The following is a 16,400-nucleotide window of genomic DNA, read 5'->3' on the forward strand; positions in this document are numbered from 1 at the left end:
AGCCACAAACCAACCGGCATCCGAACGATGCTCGAGGGGCCCGGCGCGTCGTGTCTCGGGCCGCGGGGCCGCGTCCCGGGTCCCTCGAGCCGGGGATGCTGCTCAGCGCTGCGCGAGCCGCCAGACGCGCGCGCGGGTGAACGGCTGCTGGTACGGGCGCACGCCCAGTGCACGGGCGATCGCGTTGCCGATCGCCGGGGCCACCGGGTTGTAGGGCGACTCGCTCATCGACTTCGCGCCGAACGGACCGAGGTCGTCACGGGTTTCGGCGAAGTACACCTCGGTGTCGACGATGTCGGCGAACTGCGGCACGCGGTACGTGCGGAATACGGGGTTCTCCACCCGGCCGTCCTCGTCGATCAGCACCTCTTCGTAGAGCGCGCTGCCGATGCCCTGGGCCGCGCCGCCCTCGACCTGGCCCCGGCACTGTGCGGGGTTGAGGACCGTGCCCGCATCCGCCGACTGGATGGACTGGAGGATGCGCACGGTGCCGGTCGAGGGATCGACGGCCACCCGCACGGCGTGCACGTTGAACGCCAGCGAGCGTACCTCGCCGAGCTCCGCGCCCGTCGCCGTCAACCCGTCCGGCGTCGCGTCGGATGCGGCCGCCACGATCTCCGCGAAGGAGATGAGCCGGTCGCCGGCGCGCACGCCGTCGGGGGTGAGTTCCGGTTCCGCATCCGGGACGAGCTCGCGGGCGATGTGCAGCATCCGCTGCTCGAGGGCGAGGCAGGCGGCGTAGAGCGCCTTGCCTGCCACCGTCACACCGGCCGAGGCGAAGGCGCCCGTGTCGTGGCTGACCAGGTCGGTGTCGGCGGTGCGCAGGTCGAGCCGCTCGATGTCGACACCGAAGACGGATGCGGCGATCTGGCGCAGCACGACCGTGGTGCCGTTGCCGAACTCGCTCGTACCGGCGCGCAGCGCGTAGGTGCCGTCGGGGCGCAGGGTGGCGGTGGTGTGGGAGATGTGCCCGAACGGTGCCATCGTGGCGATCATCGCGACCGCCATGCCCTCGCCGACCGCCCAGCCCTCGGGGGCGGTCACCCCGTTGCCGCGCCGCAACGCGGTCTCGGCCAGATCCAGGCACTGGTCCAGGCCGTACGAGCCCCAGCGGAGGTCGGGCTCGTGCAGGTCGTCGCCCGGCCGGATGACGTTGCGTCTCCGGAGCTCGAACGGGTCCATGCCGAGCGCGAGGGCCAGCTCGTCCATCGCCGACTCGACACCGAGGATCACCTGCCCGAGCCCGTAGCCGCGGAAGGCGCCGGAGGGCACGTTGTTCGTGTAGACGACCTCCGCGTGGATGCCGCGCACGGGCGAGCGGTACACCGTCATCGCGTCGGCGCACGCGTGGAACAGCACGCCCCGCGAGTGGTTGCCGTAGGCGCCGGTGTCGCTCAGCAGATCGAGCTTCATCGCGGTCAGCACGCCGTCGCGCGTCGCGCCGAGCGTCACCGCGACACGCATCGGATGACGCAGTGCGGCGCGCTGGAACTCGTCGGTGCGGGAGAACTCGTACGAGACCGGACGACCGGTGTCGAGCACGGCGAGGGCCACGAGGTCCTCCGTGAAGATCTCCTGCTTGCCGCCGAAGCCCCCGCCGACGCGGGCAGCGTACACTCGCACCTCGGCGGGATCACGGCCGAAGATCCGTGCGATCTCATCGCGCACCAGGAACGGCACCTGGGTGCTGGAGCGGATGACGAGCCGCCCGTCGTCGTCGATCCACCCGATCGAGCCGTGCGTCTCGAGCTGTGCGTGCGTGACACGACCGGTCTGCCAGGTTCCCGTGACGGTGACCTCGCTCGCCGCCAGCGCCTCCTCGACGTCACCGCCGTGGTTCTCCTGCAGGGACAGGACCGTGTTGCGATCGGCGTGGTCGACGCGGTCCTGCGGCGTGCGGTCCGGGTGCAGCAGCGGCGCGCCCGGGGTGCGGGCGGCCTCCGGGTCGAAGACGGCGGGCAGCACCTCGTAGTCCACCCGGATGGCGCGGCAGGCCGCATCCGCCGCCGCCGCGGTCTCGGCGACGACGGCGGCGACCCGCTGCCCCACGTGGCGCACCACCGAGTCGAGCATGCGGGTGTCGTCGGGGTCGTCCGTGCGGTGCTCGTGGCGGCCGGTCGAGTACCGGACGTCGGGGACGTCCTCATGCGTATAGACCGCCACGACACCCGGGATCGCGCGCGCGGCGGTCGTGTCGATCGAGCGGATGCGGGCGTGCGCGTGCGGCGAGGACAGCACGCGCAGCACGAGGGCTCCGACGACGGGCTCGTCGAAGGTGTAGGGCTCGAGTCCCTGCACGATGCGGCGCGCGGCGGGCGGGACGAGCGAGGTCCCGACGGCGCCGGTGGGCGCGGGGCCGGTCTCGCGCACGGGGCCCAGCACCGACGAGCGGATGGCCTCGCGGATGGGGCGGTACCCGGTGCAGCGGCACAGGTTGCCCTTCATCTTGCGGTCGAGGTCGTCGAGATCGTGCTCGCAGACGGTGGATGCGGTCACGCTCATTCCGGGCGTGCAGAATCCGCACTGGAACCCGAAGTTCTCGGCGATCGCCTCCTGCACGGGGTGCAGCTCGCCGGGCGGGGCGAGGCCCGCGGCGGTCGTGACCGAACGGCCCTCCATCCGCACGGCCGGGATGATGCAGGAGTGCACGGGCTCGCCGTCCAGGAGCACCGAGCATGCGCCGCAGTCGCCGGCGTCGCACCCCTTCTTCACCTCGGTGTGTCCGTGCTCGCGCAGGAGCGTGCGCAGGCACTGACCGGCGGCGGGCTCCGCATCCACGGGCTCGCCGTTGACCTCGAACCTCATACGGCCTCCTCCAGCTCGGCCCGGATCCGTTCCGCGAACTCGATGCTCACCCCGCGCCGCCAGTCCGCCGACCCGAGGGGATCGGTGTAGTAGCCGGACACGGAACCGACGGATGCGGCCAGCGTCGCCGCATCCGGAAGCCCGGCGAAGCGCAGCACGGTGGGGGCAGCGGTGGCGGCGGTGAGGGTGAACACGCTCGCGCCGTCCTCGTCGACGCGGCCCGTGACGACCGCCCCGGAGCGGCCCAACTCGGCGAGGGCGATCTTGCGCAGGCGCACGGTGGAGCGCAGGGCGGATGCGGGGAACTCGAGCGCGCGCAGGACCTCGCCGGGGGCCAGCACGTTGGTGCCGTTGCCGGTGGGCACCTCGGCCACGGGCATGCGGCGCTCGCCGCCGTCCGGCGTCCAGATGACGGCCGTGGCGTCGAGCGCTGCGGCGAGCGAGATCATGGCGCCCGCGGCGAACGAGCGGCACACGTTGCCGCCGACGGTGGCGGTGTTCCAGATCTTGAACGAGGCGAGGAGGGCGTGCGCCGCATCCGCGACGAGGTGTGCGGCGGCCCACTCGGCGGGCACCGGCGGCAGGTCTGCTGCGCGCCCCTCGGACCAGGCGAGGAAACGGGCGATCGTGCAGGTCGCCCCGACCCGCAGGCCGTCGTCGGTGAGCTCGATCTCGGGCCAGTCGAGGGTCGTGAGATCGACGAAGCCGGTCGTGCCCGGCAGGGGCTCGCTCATGAGCCAGGTGCCGCCCGCGATGAAGACCTCGCCCTCGTTCAGGCGCAGGTCGGACCGGCTTCGCGCCGGGCGGAAACTCGTGATGGTCGTGATGTCCACGGCTGCCTCGGGATGTTGGTCACATGAACAGCCCTCAGTGAACCAGGGCGGCGTTTCGTGGGTGTTTCGCGGGCGTGAGCCCGCGGTCCCTCGGCGAGCAGGCTACGCCCCGGCGGGTGCCCAACTCCTGCAGATCCGCCGTGCCGTACTCTGCCGCGCCGCTCACCGCCGGTTCTGCAGGAGTTCGGACATCCCGGTGCGAGCGAAGCCGCGTTCGACTGCGGTCCGCATCCGAGCGCCCGCGGCGACGCAACTCCTGCAGAACCCTGGCGTCGGGCGGACACTGGCCTCAATCGGCGGGTTCTGCAGGAGTTCGAACACTCCCTGTGCACGCGGGGCGGCGGGTCAGCGCGGAGCCCACCCGGTGACCAGGATGCGGGCATTCTCGACGAGGTCCGCCGCCGCGGCGGGTTGTGCGCGCACGATCGCCATGGCCGAGAGCACGTGCGCGGTGCAGGAGCGGGTGAGCACTGCGCGGCCTTCCGCGTCCAGATCGGGGCGTCGGGCGGCGACGCCGGCGGCGAAGGCCGTCGTCAGCTCGGCGCGGTACTGGCCGACCGCGCGCTTGACGTGCTCGTCGTCGGCCAGGGTGCCGCGCACGGTGTTCATCAGGAGGCAGCCGTGCTCGGCGAGATGTGTGCGGGGGGCTTGCAGGGCGGCGGCAAGACCGGTGAGGTAGGTCTCGAGCGCATCGGCGCTCACGGGGGCTCCCAGGAGAGGGGCGAGTCGTGGCCGGATCACCTCGTCGAGGTAGCTCTCGATCGCCGCGTCGAACAGCTCGCGCTTGCTGCCGAACGAGTGGTACAGGCTCGAACGGCCGAGCCCGGTGGCCGCCTCGAGGTCCGGAACGGATGCCTCGGCGTACCCGTGCTGCCAGAACACGTCGCGCGCGGCGCGCACGACCGCATCCTCGTCGAAGGTCCGAGTGCGACCCATCCCGACCACCGCCTTTACTAGAACGTCCATTGCAGTATATATTGAAACGACCGTTGCAATAACAGGAGGATTCCATGCTCATCGTCGGACTCGTGTTCGCGGGCCTCGCGGCCGTGCTGCACGTCTACATCTTCTGGATGGAATCGTTCGCATGGGATCGTCCCCGCACCCGCCAGACCTTCGGGCTGGGCAGTGACGAGCAGGTGCAGATGACGAAGCCGATGGCGTACAACCAGGGCTTCTACAACCTGTTCCTCGCGATCACGGCCTTCGTCGGCATCGTCGGCGTCGCCGCGGGAGCGGTCGCGGTCGGAGCGGCCCTCGTGCTGACCGGAACCGGCTCGATGCTGGCGGCGGCCCTGGTGCTGCTGCTCTCGGATCGCACCAAGGCCCGCGCCGCGATCACGCAGGGCACCCTGCCGCTGCTCGCCGTCATCGCGACGACGATCGGCCTGCTGCTGCAGTAGGACCCGCCCCGATCCTCGGGAGCGTCCATCCGACGCCCCCGCCTTCCCTCACCCCACGAGAAAGAGGAACAACATGCGCGCCATCGTGCACTCCGCCTTCGGCGATCCCGCCGAGGTCCTTCACGTCGAGGATGCTCCGCTCCCGGAGCCCGGCGCGGGGCAGGTCCGCGTGCGGACGCTGCTCTCGCCCATCCACAACCACGATCTGTGGACCGTGCGCGGCACGTACGGCTTCAAGCCGGAGCTTCCGGCGCGCGCCGGCACCGAGGCCGTCGGCGTCGTGGATGCGGTCGGTGAGGGCGTCGAGAACCTGAGCGTCGGTCAGCGCGTCGCCACCGGCGGCACCTTCGGCGTGTGGGCCGAGTACTTCATCGGCCACGCGGCCTCGATGATCCCGGTGCCCGACGCGATGGACGACGTCACCGCCTCCCAGCTGGTCTCCATGCCCTTCAGCGCCCTGAGTCTCATCGAATTCCTCGAGCTCGAGCGCGGCGACTGGCTCGTGCAGAACGCGGCGAACGGTGCCGTCGGTCGCCTCGTCGCGCAGCTCGCGGTGGCCCGCGGCCTGAACGTGCTCGGACTCGTGCGCCGCGACGCGGGCGTGGCGGAGCTCGAGGGCCTCGGGATCGGCAACGTCGTCTCGACCGAGAGTGAGAACTGGCGCGAGCGTGTCGCCGAGATCACCGGCGGCGCCCCGATCGTCGCCGGTGTGGACTCGGTCGGCGGTGCCGCATCCGGCGAGGTGCTCTCGCTGCTCGCCGAGAACGGCACGCTGGTCGCCTTCGGCGCGATGGCCTCGCCGATCATGGAGATCGCCTCGGGCGACGTGATCTTCAAGCAGGCCACGGTCAAGGGCTTCTGGGGCAGCAAGGTCAGCTCGTCGATGGCGCCCGCGCGCCGCGGCGAGCTGCTGCGCGAGCTCGTGACCCGGATCGGCGAGGGTGTTCTCACGCTTCCGGCGTCGCACACCTTCAGCTTCGACGAGATCTCGGATGCGGCCCGCGCCAACTTCGAGCCCGGCCGCATCGGCAAGGTGCTGCTCAAGCCCTGACCGCGCCTCCTCCCGCCGAGCGAGCATCCGTTCGCCGGGCGAGCATCCGATGGGGTGCTCACTCGGTGAACGGGTGCTCGTTCGCGTTGCGTGGGTTCAGAGCTCTAGCTCGACGGCGGTCTCGAGAGCTGCCTCGATCGAGCGCATCCACCCGTCCTTGAGCGCGGTGTTCTTCTCGTCGTACAGCGACGCGCCGTCGACGAGGTTGCTCGAGCAGGCGCAGACCATGCCGGCGCGCAGCCCCCGCATCCGCGCGACGATGTACAGCGCCGACGCCTCCATCTCGACGTTGAGGATGCCCATGCGGTTGAGCTGGCCGATCCACTCCGGCGTCTCGGCGTAGAACGCGTCGTCGCTCACGCTGATCCCGCTGTGCGAGCGCGTGCCGGATGCGGCGGCCAGCCGCTCGGAGTGCCGCTGCAGAGCGAGCGTGAGCGACAGGTCCGGCACGGCCGGGAAGCCCTTGGGAAGGTACGCGTCGGTCGTGCCGTCGTTGCGGAAACTGCCTTCGCTCACGAGCAGGTCGCCGGGTTCGATGCCCGGTTGGAGCCCGGCGGAGCTGCCGACGCGGATGAACGAGGTCACGCCGACGCGGGCGAGCTCCTCCACGGCGATCGCGGTCGAGGGGCAGCCCATCCCGGTGGAGGTGGCCGTGATGTGGCGCCCCTTGTACCAGCCGGTCATCGTGCGGTGCTCGCGGTTGTGCGCGACCTCGCGCACGTCGGTCAGGAACTCGGCGACCAGCGGTACCCGGAACGGGTCGCCCGGCAGCAGAGCCACGGACGACACCTCTCCCGGCGCGATGCCGATGTGGTACTGCCGGGCGGTGAGACCGGCCTGGGACTTGTCGACGGGCTGAGACATGCCTACTCCTCGGGTGCTGAGACGAACGGTTCGTCGCAGTCCCCGCCCTGGCTGTCGCCATGGTTGTTAGGACGCGCGGTCAGGCTAGCACCGCGCCGCCGGCTCCCCTCGCCGAGCGAGCATTCATTCGTCGAGTGAGCACCCGATCGAATGCTCGCTCGCCGAAAGGATGCTCTCTCGCGAGGCGGAGGCGGAAGCGGATGCGGAGGCGCGGGGGTGCAGGGCGCCGGTGCCGGCGCGCAGCGGCAGACCCGAGCCGCCCCGGCGCGCGGCGACGATCTCGGCCAGGACGGCGATCGCCGTCTCCGCGGGGGTGACGCCGGCCAGATCCAGTCCGAGGGGTGAGTGCAGGCGTGCGAGGTCCGCGTCGGCGACGCCCGACTCGCGCAGCAGCTGGGCGCGACGGGCCACGGTGCGCCGCGCGCCCATCGCGCCCACGAAGCCCACGGGCAGGGCGAGCGCGGTCTGCAGCGCCGGGATGTCGAGGCGCAGGTCGTGGGTGAGCACGCACACCGCGGTCAGCTCGTCGAGCTCGCCCCGCTCGTCGAGCTGACGCAGGTACTCGTGCGGGAGCGCGCACACCCGCTCGTCGGCCTCCGGAAAGCGCTCTTCGGTGACGAGGGTGTCCCACACGTCGCAGACCGAGACGGCGAAGCCGGATGCGGCGGCCACCCGGCTGAGGGTCGCGGCGTGCTCGCCCGCCCCGAGGATCACGAGGCGCGGACGGCGCGGGGCCGCCACGACGAGCAGGTCGTCCTGCAGCGCGCTCTCGGGCACCGGGTCGTGCGGCGCGAGCGTGCCGGCGCCGGGTCCCGAGGCGACGATGCCGATGGCGGCCGGGCGGTCCGCTGCCGCCCGCTCGAGCGCGTCACGGGCGACCGCATCCGTGGGGGAGATGACGCTGATCACGGCGTCGATCGTGCCGCCGCAGGCGAGCCCCGCAGCGAACGCCTGGTCGTCGGTGAAGCCGAACCGCGCCGCGTCGCCGGTACCGCGGCCCAGCGCCGCGAGGGCCAGCGCGACCGCGTCGCCCTCCACGCATCCGCCCGAGATCGAGCCGATCACCCGCGCATCGCGCGTCACGGCCATGGCCGAGCCGACGCCCCGGGGCGCGGAACGGGCCACTCCCGCGACGGTGATGGTCGCCACTGTCTGCCCCGCACGCAGCAGCGGCAACAGGTCGGCGGCGAGTTCGAGCATCCTCCCACGCTAACCAGCGCGTGTTTCGTGCGCGATACGCTGACCTGATCATGCCCCAGCCAGCTGTCGCCGGCCTCGTGCTCGCCGCGGGTGCGGGGCGCCGGTTCGGTTCGCCCAAGGCGCTCGCCCGCACCCCCGACGGGCACTCGTGGCTCGCGCTCGCCGTCGGAGCGCTCCGGGATGCGGGCTGTCTGCCGATCTACGTCGCCGTGGGGGCGAGCCTCGACCAGGTGCTGCCGCTCGTGCCCGCCGACGCGGAGCCCGTTGTGGTCCCCGATCCGACGCAGGGGATGAGCGCGTCGCTGCGCGCCGGGCTCGACGCCGCGCAGGCCTCGGATGCGGTCGCGGTCGCGATCATCACGGTGGACACCCCCGATCTGCCGGCCGCCGCGGTGCAGCGGGTCACGGCTGCGGTGGATGCCGCGTCGCTCGTGCAGGCCGTGTACGGTGAGCGCCCCGGGCACCCCGTGGTGATCGGCCGCGACCACTGGCCGGTGCTCGCCGCATCCGTCGTCGGCGATCGTGGCGCGCGAGACTATCTGCGTGCTCACGGGGCCGAGCGGATCGACTGTGCCGATCTCTGGGCGGGCGAGGATCGCGACACGCGCTGATGCGCCCTGGCGCCGCCGCAGCCCAGAATGGGCGTATGCCGGACGACACCGACGACGAGCTGGCGCGTCTGCAGGCGCGTGCGTACGGTCCCGCCGCCGACATCGATGCGGAAGGCCTCGCTCGGCTCGCCGAGCTGCAGGAGAGCAGGACCGCTGTCGTGCCCGTCGCCGCGTCGACGGCGGACGCCGCCTCTGCCGCGGAAGCGTTGGCCGCTCTGTTCGGGCCGCCGTCGGGGTCGGCAGCCGCATCCGATGCCGCTGCGCCGACGCGGCGCGGACTGCGTGCCGGACTCCGTGAGGAAGACCTCGCGCCCGCACCCGAGCCCGAGGTCGCGTTCGAGCCCCTGCCCGACGCAGCGCCGGAGGTTCCTGAGGAGGAACCCGCGACGCCTGCGCGATCGATCGCAGCGACGCGGTTCGCCTCGTCACTGCCGAGCGGACGGATGCGGTGGGTGTGGCTCGCGAGCCTCGTGGTGGCCGTGGTCGTGACGGCGCTGGTGACGGCGTGGATGCGCCCGTCGGACGGCGCGGGGCAGCTCGCGAGCATGCACCTTCAGGCCGACGTCGTGAGCGGGGAGCGCACACGGGGAGGGATGTGGGAGCAGGAGGGCGTTCGCTACTACGGCGACTACCTCGGTCTGCACATCTACTCGCTGCGCTCGTGCCTTCAAGCTGCTGTGGATGCGACACGCACGCCCGTCTCGGGCACCTGTGCCGGCGAGGGCCTGCCGCCGATCATGGACATCTACTTCGGCGGTACGAGTTCCGGCGGGAGCTTCGCGGTACCGGATGCGGTCCTCGAGCGGTACCCCGACGGGGGTGTGCTGCGCTTTACGCTGCGCGGTGACTCCGTGTTGGTTGACGAGGGCGACCTTCCGGGTCGCACCTGACGCCAGCGAGATCCGGCCGAACAAGGAGGAACATGCCCGACCCGACCGAGGAAGAGCTCGCGCGCCTGCGTGTCCGCGCCTACGGGCCGGATGCCGATCTCGACGAGGCGGGGCTCGCGCGGCTCTCCGAGCTCGAGGCCGAGCTCTCGCTCCGGCGGCCCCGCGCTTCGCGAGCCCCGGAACCGGAACCGGAGCGGGAAGCGGAGCCGGAACCCGCGCCGTCACCGGTCGACGCGGCGGAGCCGCCTCCGGCCGCCGAGCCGAAGCCGGTCCCGCTCATCGCTCCGGTCTCGCTGACCGCGGAGCCGGCGACGCGGACGCTCGATCGCCGTCTGCGCGCCGCCTGGGGCCTCAGCATCCTCGTGACGGCGGCCGTCGCCGCAGGGCTCACGGCGTGGACGCTCCCGTGGGGCGTGCGCGACGACCAGCAGCACGCCGCCCGGCTCACCGAGCAGCCGGGCGCACCCGACGGTGCGGGTCAGTGGAATATGTCCGGGCTCGAGGTCGATGAGCTCCGTTCGTTCGGCTCGTACGCCGGCCTCGAGGTGTACGCGACCGATGCGTGCATCATCATCGCGACTGCTCCTCTCGCGGATTCGAGCCCAGGCACGGGTACGTGCGCGGGTGCAGGGCTCGAACCTGTCGTCGAGTTCCTCATCCCCCGACGCTCGCGGGCGAGCGCCGGGGACTTCGGCTATCCCGAGGAACTGCGCGACCGCTTCCCGGATGGCGTCACCTTGCGGTTCGCGCGCCGCGGAGACGTCATCCTCGTCGACGAGGGAGCACTGCCTCCGGGGTTCTGACCCCTCATGTGCGGATCACGACGTTCTCGGGCTCTTCGCCCGCGAGCAGATGTTCGATCTGGCGGCGTACGAGGGCCACCATCCGCGGCTGCATGGCGGTCGATGCGCCGCCGACGTGGGGTGAGATGAGCACACCCGGCAGCTCCCAGAGCGGGTGATCCGCCGGGAGCGGCTCGGGGTCGGTGACGTCGAGTCCGGCGCGGATGCGGCCGCGGCGCACGTGATCGACCAACGCAGCCGTGTCGATGAGCGTGCCGCGTCCGACGTTGACCACGAGCGCGCCGTCCGGCAGCGCCGACAGCTCCGCGTCGCCGACGATGCCGCGCGTGCGCTCGGATGCGGGGAGCGCGAGGATCAGCACCTCCGTCTCGGCGAGCACGGTGTGCAGGTCCTCGAGGGCCGCCACCTCGACGCCGTCCTCGGTGCGCGCATGCGTGGCGACGGCGCGCAGCTTCACCTCGAAGGGGCGCAGGCGCGCGGCGATCGCCTTGCCGACGCCGCCGAAGCCGAGCACAGTGGCGCGGCGGTCGGCGAGGCTCTGCGTGAAGCCCCGCGTCCAGTCCCGCTGACGGGCGAAGACGTCCAGTTCGCGCTGGACGGCGAGCGTGAGCGCGAGGGCCAGCTCGGCCGTCGAGGTCTCGTGCACGGTCGCGGCGTTGGCGAACACGATCCCCGGGGGCAGCAGTTCCTCCGTGCCTTCGTAGCCGATCGACTGGCTCTGCACGAGGCGGGTCTCGACGCCCTCGAGTCGCGCGACGACGTCACGCGCGCTCATGTACGGCGGCACGACCAGGTCGATCCGGTCCGTCTCGGCTGCCGCATCCATGGTCCAGACGATCACCTCCACCTGTTCGCCGAGATCCGCCAGCTCGGCGGCGAAGGACGGGTCGGGCACGGACACGATGAGGCGGGAGGGCGTCATGCTGCGAGCGTAGCCACCGTGCCGATGCGTCCCCGGAGTGTTGCGCTGCCGTATCCGCGTCCGCCCTGCATCCGCGTCCGTTCCGCAGGAGATCTCCGTTGTTCAGGAGGATCCCGCGGGAATCGTCCTGTTGAGGGGATTTCTCCTGCGCTGCGGATGCGGCTGACGGACGCTCAGCGGGAGCGGTCGCCCCACTCCTTCTCCGACACGACCCGCGCGACCGTGAGCCCGATAGCCAGTGCCGCCACGACGAAGAGCGCCTGCACGCTGTTCTGCACCGCCGCGAGGGTGTCGCCGTCGATGGTCGCGACGATGGCGCGATACGCGGCGGCGCCGGGGACCATGATGACCACCGCCGGCACCGTCAGCGCCACCCTCGGAGCGTCGAGGCGGCGGTAGCAGACGAAGGCGCCGAGGCCCACGAGCACCCCCGCGGCCATCGCCGCGACGGCGGGCATGAGTCCCGCATCCACCGCCGTCAGGCGCGCGGTGTTCGCGATCGCCCCCACGGCGGCCGAGGCGATCGCGATGCGCCAGGGGGTGGCGAACAGGAGGGCGAAGCCGAGCACGCCCACGAAGCCCGCCACGAGGCGCAGGACGGCGAGCACGGGTTCGCCCAGCAGGGGTGTCGCCACGGCGACGGGCGACGTGGCGAACAGCGCCGCCACCGCCCAGACGGCGGAGCCGGCAGTGAGCAGGATGAGGCAGGCATAGACGACGCGCGCGATGCCGGCGTTGAGGTCGAGACGGGCGAGGTCCATGGCGCCCGTGACCAGGGGGAAGCCGGGCACGAGGAAGAGCACGGCGCTCGTGAGGGCGGCGTCGTGCGCAAAGGGCTGGCCCAGCATCTCGAGGAGCTGGGCGGCGCCGAGGTAGATCAGCAGCGCCGTCGCCGCGGCGAGGAACACGGTGAGGAACTCGTTCAGCCGGGCGCGGCCGAGCAGCATCCGGATCGCCTGACCCGCCGCGGCGCCGAGGCCGACGGCAACGGCGGCCGCCCACCCGCCGTTGTTGAGCAGGGCGAAGGCGGCGCAGGCGGCACCCGCGGCGATCACCCGCAGCAGCATCCCGTACCGGGCCGGACGTGCGGCGATCGCATCCAGGCGCGCCGCGAAGTCCTCGACGCTCCCGCCCGCCTCGGCTTCGACCTCGTGGGAGAGCCGCTGGAGGGCGGCGATGCGCTCGGCGTTGACGACGGGGCGCGCGACCTCGGCCACGCGGGTGCGCACGAGCTGGCCGCGGCTGACCGTGAGCACGATGTCGAGCATGCCGACGCGGGCGTTCATCGCCTCGATGCCCCACGCGCGGCCGACGCGCTCCATCGTGGTGCGCACGCGGGCGGAGGAAGCGCCCGCGCCCAGCATGAGGATTCCCAGGCGCAGCACCGCGTCGGTGAGCGCGACGAACCGCACGGGTTCCAGTCGTGCCTCATCGAGGGGGGTGGCGTCGCCATCGTCCGCCGGGATCATACGGGCGCCGGCCATGGTGCCATCTTCCCATCCCGACCCGGCCGGATGCGGGACCAAGGCCCCGCCGAGCCCGCGTTGTGTGTCCTGGGCCGACACAACCTGTTCGCCTGTCACAGATCGACGCGTTCCGCGCGATCTGTGGCAGGCGAACGTGGGGTGGGCGCCCCAGGGTGACGATGGCGTCAGGAGACGGCGACCTCGTTCGGGGTGACGGCGAGCGTCGTGCTCGCGAGCACCTCGCCGCTCGTCAGATCGAGCGCGTGCACCTTCTTCGCCGCGGGCTCGGTCACGTAGGCGATGTCGCCCGACACGACGATGGCGGGATGCGGGTCCTGCCACTCGACGGGGCCCTCCCACGCCGCGATGACCGGGAACTCGTCCACCAGCTCGCCGCTCGCGGGGTCGATCACGTGGATCGAGCCGTCGGTGGCGAGGATGTAACCGAGGTCCTTCGGACCCCGGGCGAGGTCGCGGAAGGTGTACGAGACGCCCTCCGGCAGCGGCACGACCTTCATGCTCGCCTTCTGGGTGTCGATCAACGCGACGCTCGAGAGCAGGTACCCCTCCGCATCCGGGTCGTTCTTGTAGTCGCCGACGACGAGCGGGCTCGTGTCGGTGACGAAGATGTTGCCGGTACGGCCGTACGTGTCGGGTGCCGTGACCTTCGCGATCTCGCCGTCGCGGTAGATCAGCGCGCCGTTCTCGCATCCGAAGACGACGACCTCGTCGGCGGCCGTTCCCTCGCCGTGCACGCCGGGGCAGTCGGCGTTGGAGGTGATCTCGGTGCCGTCCTCGTCGCGCACCGTGATGCCGGTGCGCCCGGTCGCCGAGCCGACGGTGGTCACGAGGGTGCCGTCCTCGAGCACGATCGACACTCCGTGGTGCGCCTCGGTGCCGGGGATCGTCGTCGATGCGGGAAGGGCGTCGCCGAGCGAGGCGAACGCATCCGTGTCGATGATCGTCGTGTCGCTCGTACCGTCTGCGTAGAGCACCGTCTTGCCGGCGTGCCGCACGACGTGCCCGGGAGCGTCCGCGGGGAACACGAGATCGGTGAGCGTCGGCTCGGACCCGGATGCGGCACCGGTGTCGAGGATCTGGAAACCCTCGCTCATCGTGACCAGCACGTGCGAGCCGTCGCCGGCCCGATTGAGCCGGGTGAACTCCTCGGAGGCGAGATCTCCGACCGTCTCCAGCGTCGTGCCGTCGAGCACGAGAATGCCGCCCTCGTAGCTGATCGCGACGCGTTCGCCGGCGGGAGGCTCGACGGCGCTCGAGGATGCGGGGTCAGGAGCTGTGCCGGCGCAGGCGGTCAGCGTCGCCGCGGCGACGAGTCCGAGCGCGAGCAGCGCGGGACGTCTCAGGTGCATGTGGTGCCTCGTTTCTGTGGTTCGCGGGCGGGGCCCGCCGGCCGGTGCGGCCGTGTGGATGGGCTCAGGAGAGCCCGGCGACGATGCGCTGCGTGTTGACGCGCATCATGGTCAGGTAGTCGCCGGCCGCGCCGTCGGCGGCGGTGAGCGACTCGGTGAACAGCTCGACGACCTGTACGTCGATGCCGGCCTCCTCGGCCAGCGCGCGCATGAGTCGATCGGGCGAGGAGGACTCGGCGAAGATCGTGCGCACGCCGGCCTCCCGGATGGCGGAGACGAGCTCCGCGAGGTCGGCCGCGCTCGGTGCGGCGAGCGTGGTTCCGCCGGGGATCGCGGCACCCACGAGACGCACGTCGAAGCGGTCCGCCAGGTAGCCGAAGACGTGGTGATTGGTCACGAGTGCGCGCCTCTCGGCGGGGATGGCGGCGAGGGCACCGCTCATCTCGGCATCCAGGGCCGCAAGCTCGGTGCGATACGCGGCGGTGTCGGCGCGGAGAGTCGCCGCATCCACCCCGTCGATGCCCGCGAGCGTCGGCTCCAGTGCGTCGACGACCTGCATCATCCGCGCGGGATCGGTCCAGAAGTGCGGGTCGTCGGCGCCGTCCGCCTCCTCACTCGCGTACGGCAGGACGTCGATGACGTCACCCGCGACGAACGGGCTGACGCCCTCGTCCGCCGCCGCCTCGAGGTGCTGACCGAGGCCCTCTTCGAGCCCGAGACCGTTCGAGACGACGAGGTCCGCCGAGCGCAGTCGCGCCGCCTCCTGGGCCGAGATCTCGAAGGAGTGCGGATCCGAGTCCGGCTTCATGAGGGTCACGACCTCGGCCTGATCGCCGACCAGTTCGGTCACGACGTCGCCCAGGATGTTGGTGGAGACCACGACGAGGGGGCGATCCTCGACCGTCGGGGCGCAGGCGGACAGTACGCCCGCGGCCACGAGCGCGGCGGCGAACGCGGCGATGCGCCGCCCGGCGGTCATCGGCCGGTCTCCGCGACGAAGGCCGGCTCATCGGTCGTGGTGAACGTGCGGGCGATGCGCCCCGCATCCGCGAAGTCGATCTCGAAGAGCACGCGTTCGGTGATCCCGTTGAGGTACGCACGCCGGTCGTCCGCGATGAGGGTGGGTGTCCGTCCCGCCGCGAGAGAATCGGCGACGAGCGGTTCCGTCAGGGCGAGTTCGGCACCCGTCGCGCCGTCGATCACGCTCATCCGTCCGTCGACCGTGAGCCCGAGCACGTGCTCGGATGCGTCGTCGACCGCCGTGACGGCGATCAGCGGTCGCGGGGCGGGAACCGCCGTCGCGGTGCGTTCGCGCGTGTCGAGCAGGACGATCGATCCGTCAGGACTGAGGCCTGCGGCGGTCGGGCGACCCTCTCTGTTGGCCCAGGCGCCGGGCGCCGCGACCCCGTCGGGGAGCGCGATGCGTTCGATGGCGGTGCCCGCGTCGGTGGCGACGGCCAGCAGCACGTCGTTCCGGCATCCGAGGATGGCGCCCACACGCGTGGTGAGCGTGCCGGCGGGGTCGGCGCAGGGGACGGGGTCGCCGTGGAGGGCGCCGTCGCCGTCGCGAACCCGGACGGTGCCCTCACCGGTCGTGACGAGGGCGTGGTCGCCCACGGGCACGACGTAGCCGTCGTGCTCGGGCATCCGCACCCGGAACTGCTCGACGACCTCGCCGTGGGAGAGGGCCTCGGTGTCGAGCAGCACGGCCTCGCCGTCGGCGAAGAAGATCCCGGTGCCGCCCGTCGTCGATGAGTTGGTCGTCGCGATACGAGCCGTGCCGTGGCCGGGGACCTTCTCCAGCAGGCGCGGTTGGGCGCGGTAGTAGTGGAAGTGATCCACGTGATCCCAGGTCCACATCCCGCTGTCGACGATCTCGATGCCGTCGCCGGTGTCGGCGAAGAGGTAGCGACCGTCGGTCGCCGTCGCGAGGGGAGCGTCGATGCGGCCGAGGCTCGAGGTCTCCTCGGAGAGGAGGTCGAGCAGTGTCAGTCGGCCGTCGGCGGTCGCGGTCAGCAGATGCAGGGGCGGCTCGCTCACCTCGGCGGCGCCGGCGACCTGCCCGTGGCCGGCGCCTGCGGTGGGCACGGGTTGTGACTGCGGAGGGCTCGCGCAGGCGGCGAGCAGGAGAGCGGATGCGGTGACGACGGTGAGGGCGAGGGGATGACGCACACGGAGCTTT

Annotated in this window: 15 protein-coding genes; 5 read left to right on the top strand and 10 right to left on the bottom strand. The window is 71.9% G+C overall.

The window, feature by feature from the left end; genetic code table 11:
- Nucleotides 1–102: 102 nt before the first annotated feature.
- The 3 genes from LXM64_RS00835 to LXM64_RS00845 form a co-directional block, all read right to left on the bottom strand.
- Nucleotides 103–2,805 carry a molybdopterin-dependent oxidoreductase gene (locus LXM64_RS00835; RefSeq protein WP_234074223.1) on the bottom strand — a complete coding sequence of 901 codons (2,703 nt, stop codon included), beginning with the start codon at nucleotides 2,803–2,805 and terminating at the stop codon, nucleotides 103–105.
- Complete coding sequence (locus LXM64_RS00840; RefSeq protein WP_234074224.1) at nucleotides 2,802–3,638, bottom strand: FAD binding domain-containing protein; 837 nt, start codon at nucleotides 3,636–3,638, stop codon at nucleotides 2,802–2,804. Before LXM64_RS00840 ends, LXM64_RS00835 begins: the two co-directional genes overlap by 4 nt.
- Before the next feature lie 345 nt (nucleotides 3,639–3,983).
- Nucleotides 3,984–4,574, bottom strand: a complete 591-nt coding sequence (locus LXM64_RS00845; RefSeq protein ID WP_234074225.1) for a TetR/AcrR family transcriptional regulator — start codon at nucleotides 4,572–4,574, stop codon at nucleotides 3,984–3,986.
- A 74-nt stretch (nucleotides 4,575–4,648) separates the two neighbouring features.
- Here LXM64_RS00845 and LXM64_RS00850 point away from each other — a divergent pair, with 74 nt between their 5' ends.
- Together LXM64_RS00850 and LXM64_RS00855 are read left to right on the top strand one after the other, a co-directional pair.
- Complete coding sequence (locus tag LXM64_RS00850; RefSeq protein ID WP_234074226.1) at nucleotides 4,649–5,041, top strand: DUF1304 domain-containing protein; 393 nt, start codon at nucleotides 4,649–4,651, stop codon at nucleotides 5,039–5,041.
- 73 nt (nucleotides 5,042–5,114) lie between these two features.
- A complete protein-coding gene (locus LXM64_RS00855; protein ID WP_234074227.1) occupies nucleotides 5,115–6,092 on the top strand; it encodes a zinc-binding dehydrogenase in 978 nt (325 codons plus the stop codon).
- 96 nt (nucleotides 6,093–6,188) lie between these two features.
- On the opposite strand, the gene LXM64_RS00860 is transcribed toward LXM64_RS00855, so the two are convergent.
- The gene (locus LXM64_RS00860; RefSeq protein WP_137418366.1) at nucleotides 6,189–6,956 is read right to left on the bottom strand and encodes a nucleoside phosphorylase; all 768 of its coding nucleotides are present in this window, start codon (nucleotides 6,954–6,956) and stop codon (nucleotides 6,189–6,191) included.
- 123 nt (nucleotides 6,957–7,079) lie between these two features.
- Nucleotides 7,080–8,156, bottom strand: coding sequence for an XdhC family protein (locus LXM64_RS00865; RefSeq protein ID WP_234074228.1), 1,077 nt, complete (start codon nucleotides 8,154–8,156; stop codon nucleotides 7,080–7,082).
- 50 nt (nucleotides 8,157–8,206) lie between these two features.
- On the opposite strand from LXM64_RS00865, the gene LXM64_RS00870 reads away from it, so the two are divergent.
- From LXM64_RS00870 to LXM64_RS00880, 3 genes are read left to right on the top strand one after another with little or no spacing between them, the layout of a single operon-like run.
- Nucleotides 8,207–8,767, top strand: a complete 561-nt coding sequence (locus tag LXM64_RS00870) for a nucleotidyltransferase family protein (RefSeq protein ID WP_234074229.1) — start codon at nucleotides 8,207–8,209, stop codon at nucleotides 8,765–8,767.
- 35 nt (nucleotides 8,768–8,802) lie between these two features.
- Nucleotides 8,803–9,657 (top strand): hypothetical protein, encoded by an 855-nt coding sequence (locus LXM64_RS00875; protein ID WP_234074230.1) that lies wholly within the window; start codon nucleotides 8,803–8,805, stop codon nucleotides 9,655–9,657.
- A gap of 32 nt (nucleotides 9,658–9,689) precedes the next feature.
- Nucleotides 9,690–10,460, top strand: a complete 771-nt coding sequence (locus LXM64_RS00880; protein ID WP_234074231.1) for a hypothetical protein — start codon at nucleotides 9,690–9,692, stop codon at nucleotides 10,458–10,460.
- Between the two features lie 4 nt (nucleotides 10,461–10,464).
- Here the strand turns inward: LXM64_RS00880 and LXM64_RS00885 are convergent, their stop codons facing one another.
- The 5 genes from LXM64_RS00885 to LXM64_RS00905 all read right to left on the bottom strand — a co-directional run bounded on the left by LXM64_RS00885 (nucleotide 10,465) and on the right by LXM64_RS00905 (nucleotide 16,390).
- Nucleotides 10,465–11,382 carry an NAD(P)-dependent oxidoreductase gene (locus tag LXM64_RS00885; protein ID WP_234074232.1) on the bottom strand — a complete coding sequence of 306 codons (918 nt, stop codon included), beginning with the start codon at nucleotides 11,380–11,382 and terminating at the stop codon, nucleotides 10,465–10,467.
- A gap of 173 nt (nucleotides 11,383–11,555) precedes the next feature.
- Complete coding sequence (locus LXM64_RS00890; RefSeq protein WP_234074233.1) at nucleotides 11,556–12,866, bottom strand: threonine/serine ThrE exporter family protein; 1,311 nt, start codon at nucleotides 12,864–12,866, stop codon at nucleotides 11,556–11,558.
- Nucleotides 12,867–13,033: 167 nt separating this feature from the next.
- Entirely contained in the window at nucleotides 13,034–14,218 is a 1,185-nt protein-coding gene (gene aztD / locus LXM64_RS00895; RefSeq protein ID WP_234074234.1) for a zinc metallochaperone AztD, read from the bottom strand.
- 64 nt (nucleotides 14,219–14,282) lie between these two features.
- Nucleotides 14,283–15,197, bottom strand: a complete 915-nt coding sequence (gene aztC, locus LXM64_RS00900) for a zinc ABC transporter substrate-binding protein AztC (protein WP_234074235.1) — start codon at nucleotides 15,195–15,197, stop codon at nucleotides 14,283–14,285.
- Nucleotides 15,194–16,390 (bottom strand): ABC transporter, encoded by a 1,197-nt coding sequence (locus tag LXM64_RS00905; RefSeq protein WP_234074236.1) that lies wholly within the window; start codon nucleotides 16,388–16,390, stop codon nucleotides 15,194–15,196. Before LXM64_RS00905 ends, aztC begins: the two co-directional genes overlap by 4 nt.
- Between the last annotated feature and the right edge of the window lie 10 nt (nucleotides 16,391–16,400).

The sequence above is a fragment of the Microbacterium binotii genome (assembly GCF_021398715.1).
Lineage (GTDB): Bacteria > Actinomycetota > Actinomycetes > Actinomycetales > Microbacteriaceae > Microbacterium > Microbacterium binotii_A.

Coding starts and splice junctions, on each gene's coding strand:
- LXM64_RS00890 (WP_234074233.1), bottom strand. CDS start 12,866: ATGGCCGGCGCCCGTATGATCCCGGCGGACGATGGCGACGCCACCCCC.
- aztD (WP_234074234.1), bottom strand. CDS start 14,218: ATGCACCTGAGACGTCCCGCGCTGCTCGCGCTCGGACTCGTCGCCGCG.
- LXM64_RS00860 (WP_137418366.1), bottom strand. CDS start 6,956: ATGTCTCAGCCCGTCGACAAGTCCCAGGCCGGTCTCACCGCCCGGCAG.
- LXM64_RS00875 (WP_234074230.1), top strand. CDS start 8,803: ATGCCGGACGACACCGACGACGAGCTGGCGCGTCTGCAGGCGCGTGCG.
- LXM64_RS00870 (WP_234074229.1), top strand. CDS start 8,207: ATGCCCCAGCCAGCTGTCGCCGGCCTCGTGCTCGCCGCGGGTGCGGGG.
- LXM64_RS00880 (WP_234074231.1), top strand. CDS start 9,690: ATGCCCGACCCGACCGAGGAAGAGCTCGCGCGCCTGCGTGTCCGCGCC.
- aztC (WP_234074235.1), bottom strand. CDS start 15,197: ATGACCGCCGGGCGGCGCATCGCCGCGTTCGCCGCCGCGCTCGTGGCC.
- LXM64_RS00850 (WP_234074226.1), top strand. CDS start 4,649: ATGCTCATCGTCGGACTCGTGTTCGCGGGCCTCGCGGCCGTGCTGCAC.
- LXM64_RS00845 (WP_234074225.1), bottom strand. CDS start 4,574: ATGGGTCGCACTCGGACCTTCGACGAGGATGCGGTCGTGCGCGCCGCG.
- LXM64_RS00835 (WP_234074223.1), bottom strand. CDS start 2,805: ATGAGGTTCGAGGTCAACGGCGAGCCCGTGGATGCGGAGCCCGCCGCC.
- LXM64_RS00885 (WP_234074232.1), bottom strand. CDS start 11,382: ATGACGCCCTCCCGCCTCATCGTGTCCGTGCCCGACCCGTCCTTCGCC.
- LXM64_RS00855 (WP_234074227.1), top strand. CDS start 5,115: ATGCGCGCCATCGTGCACTCCGCCTTCGGCGATCCCGCCGAGGTCCTT.
- LXM64_RS00865 (WP_234074228.1), bottom strand. CDS start 8,156: ATGCTCGAACTCGCCGCCGACCTGTTGCCGCTGCTGCGTGCGGGGCAG.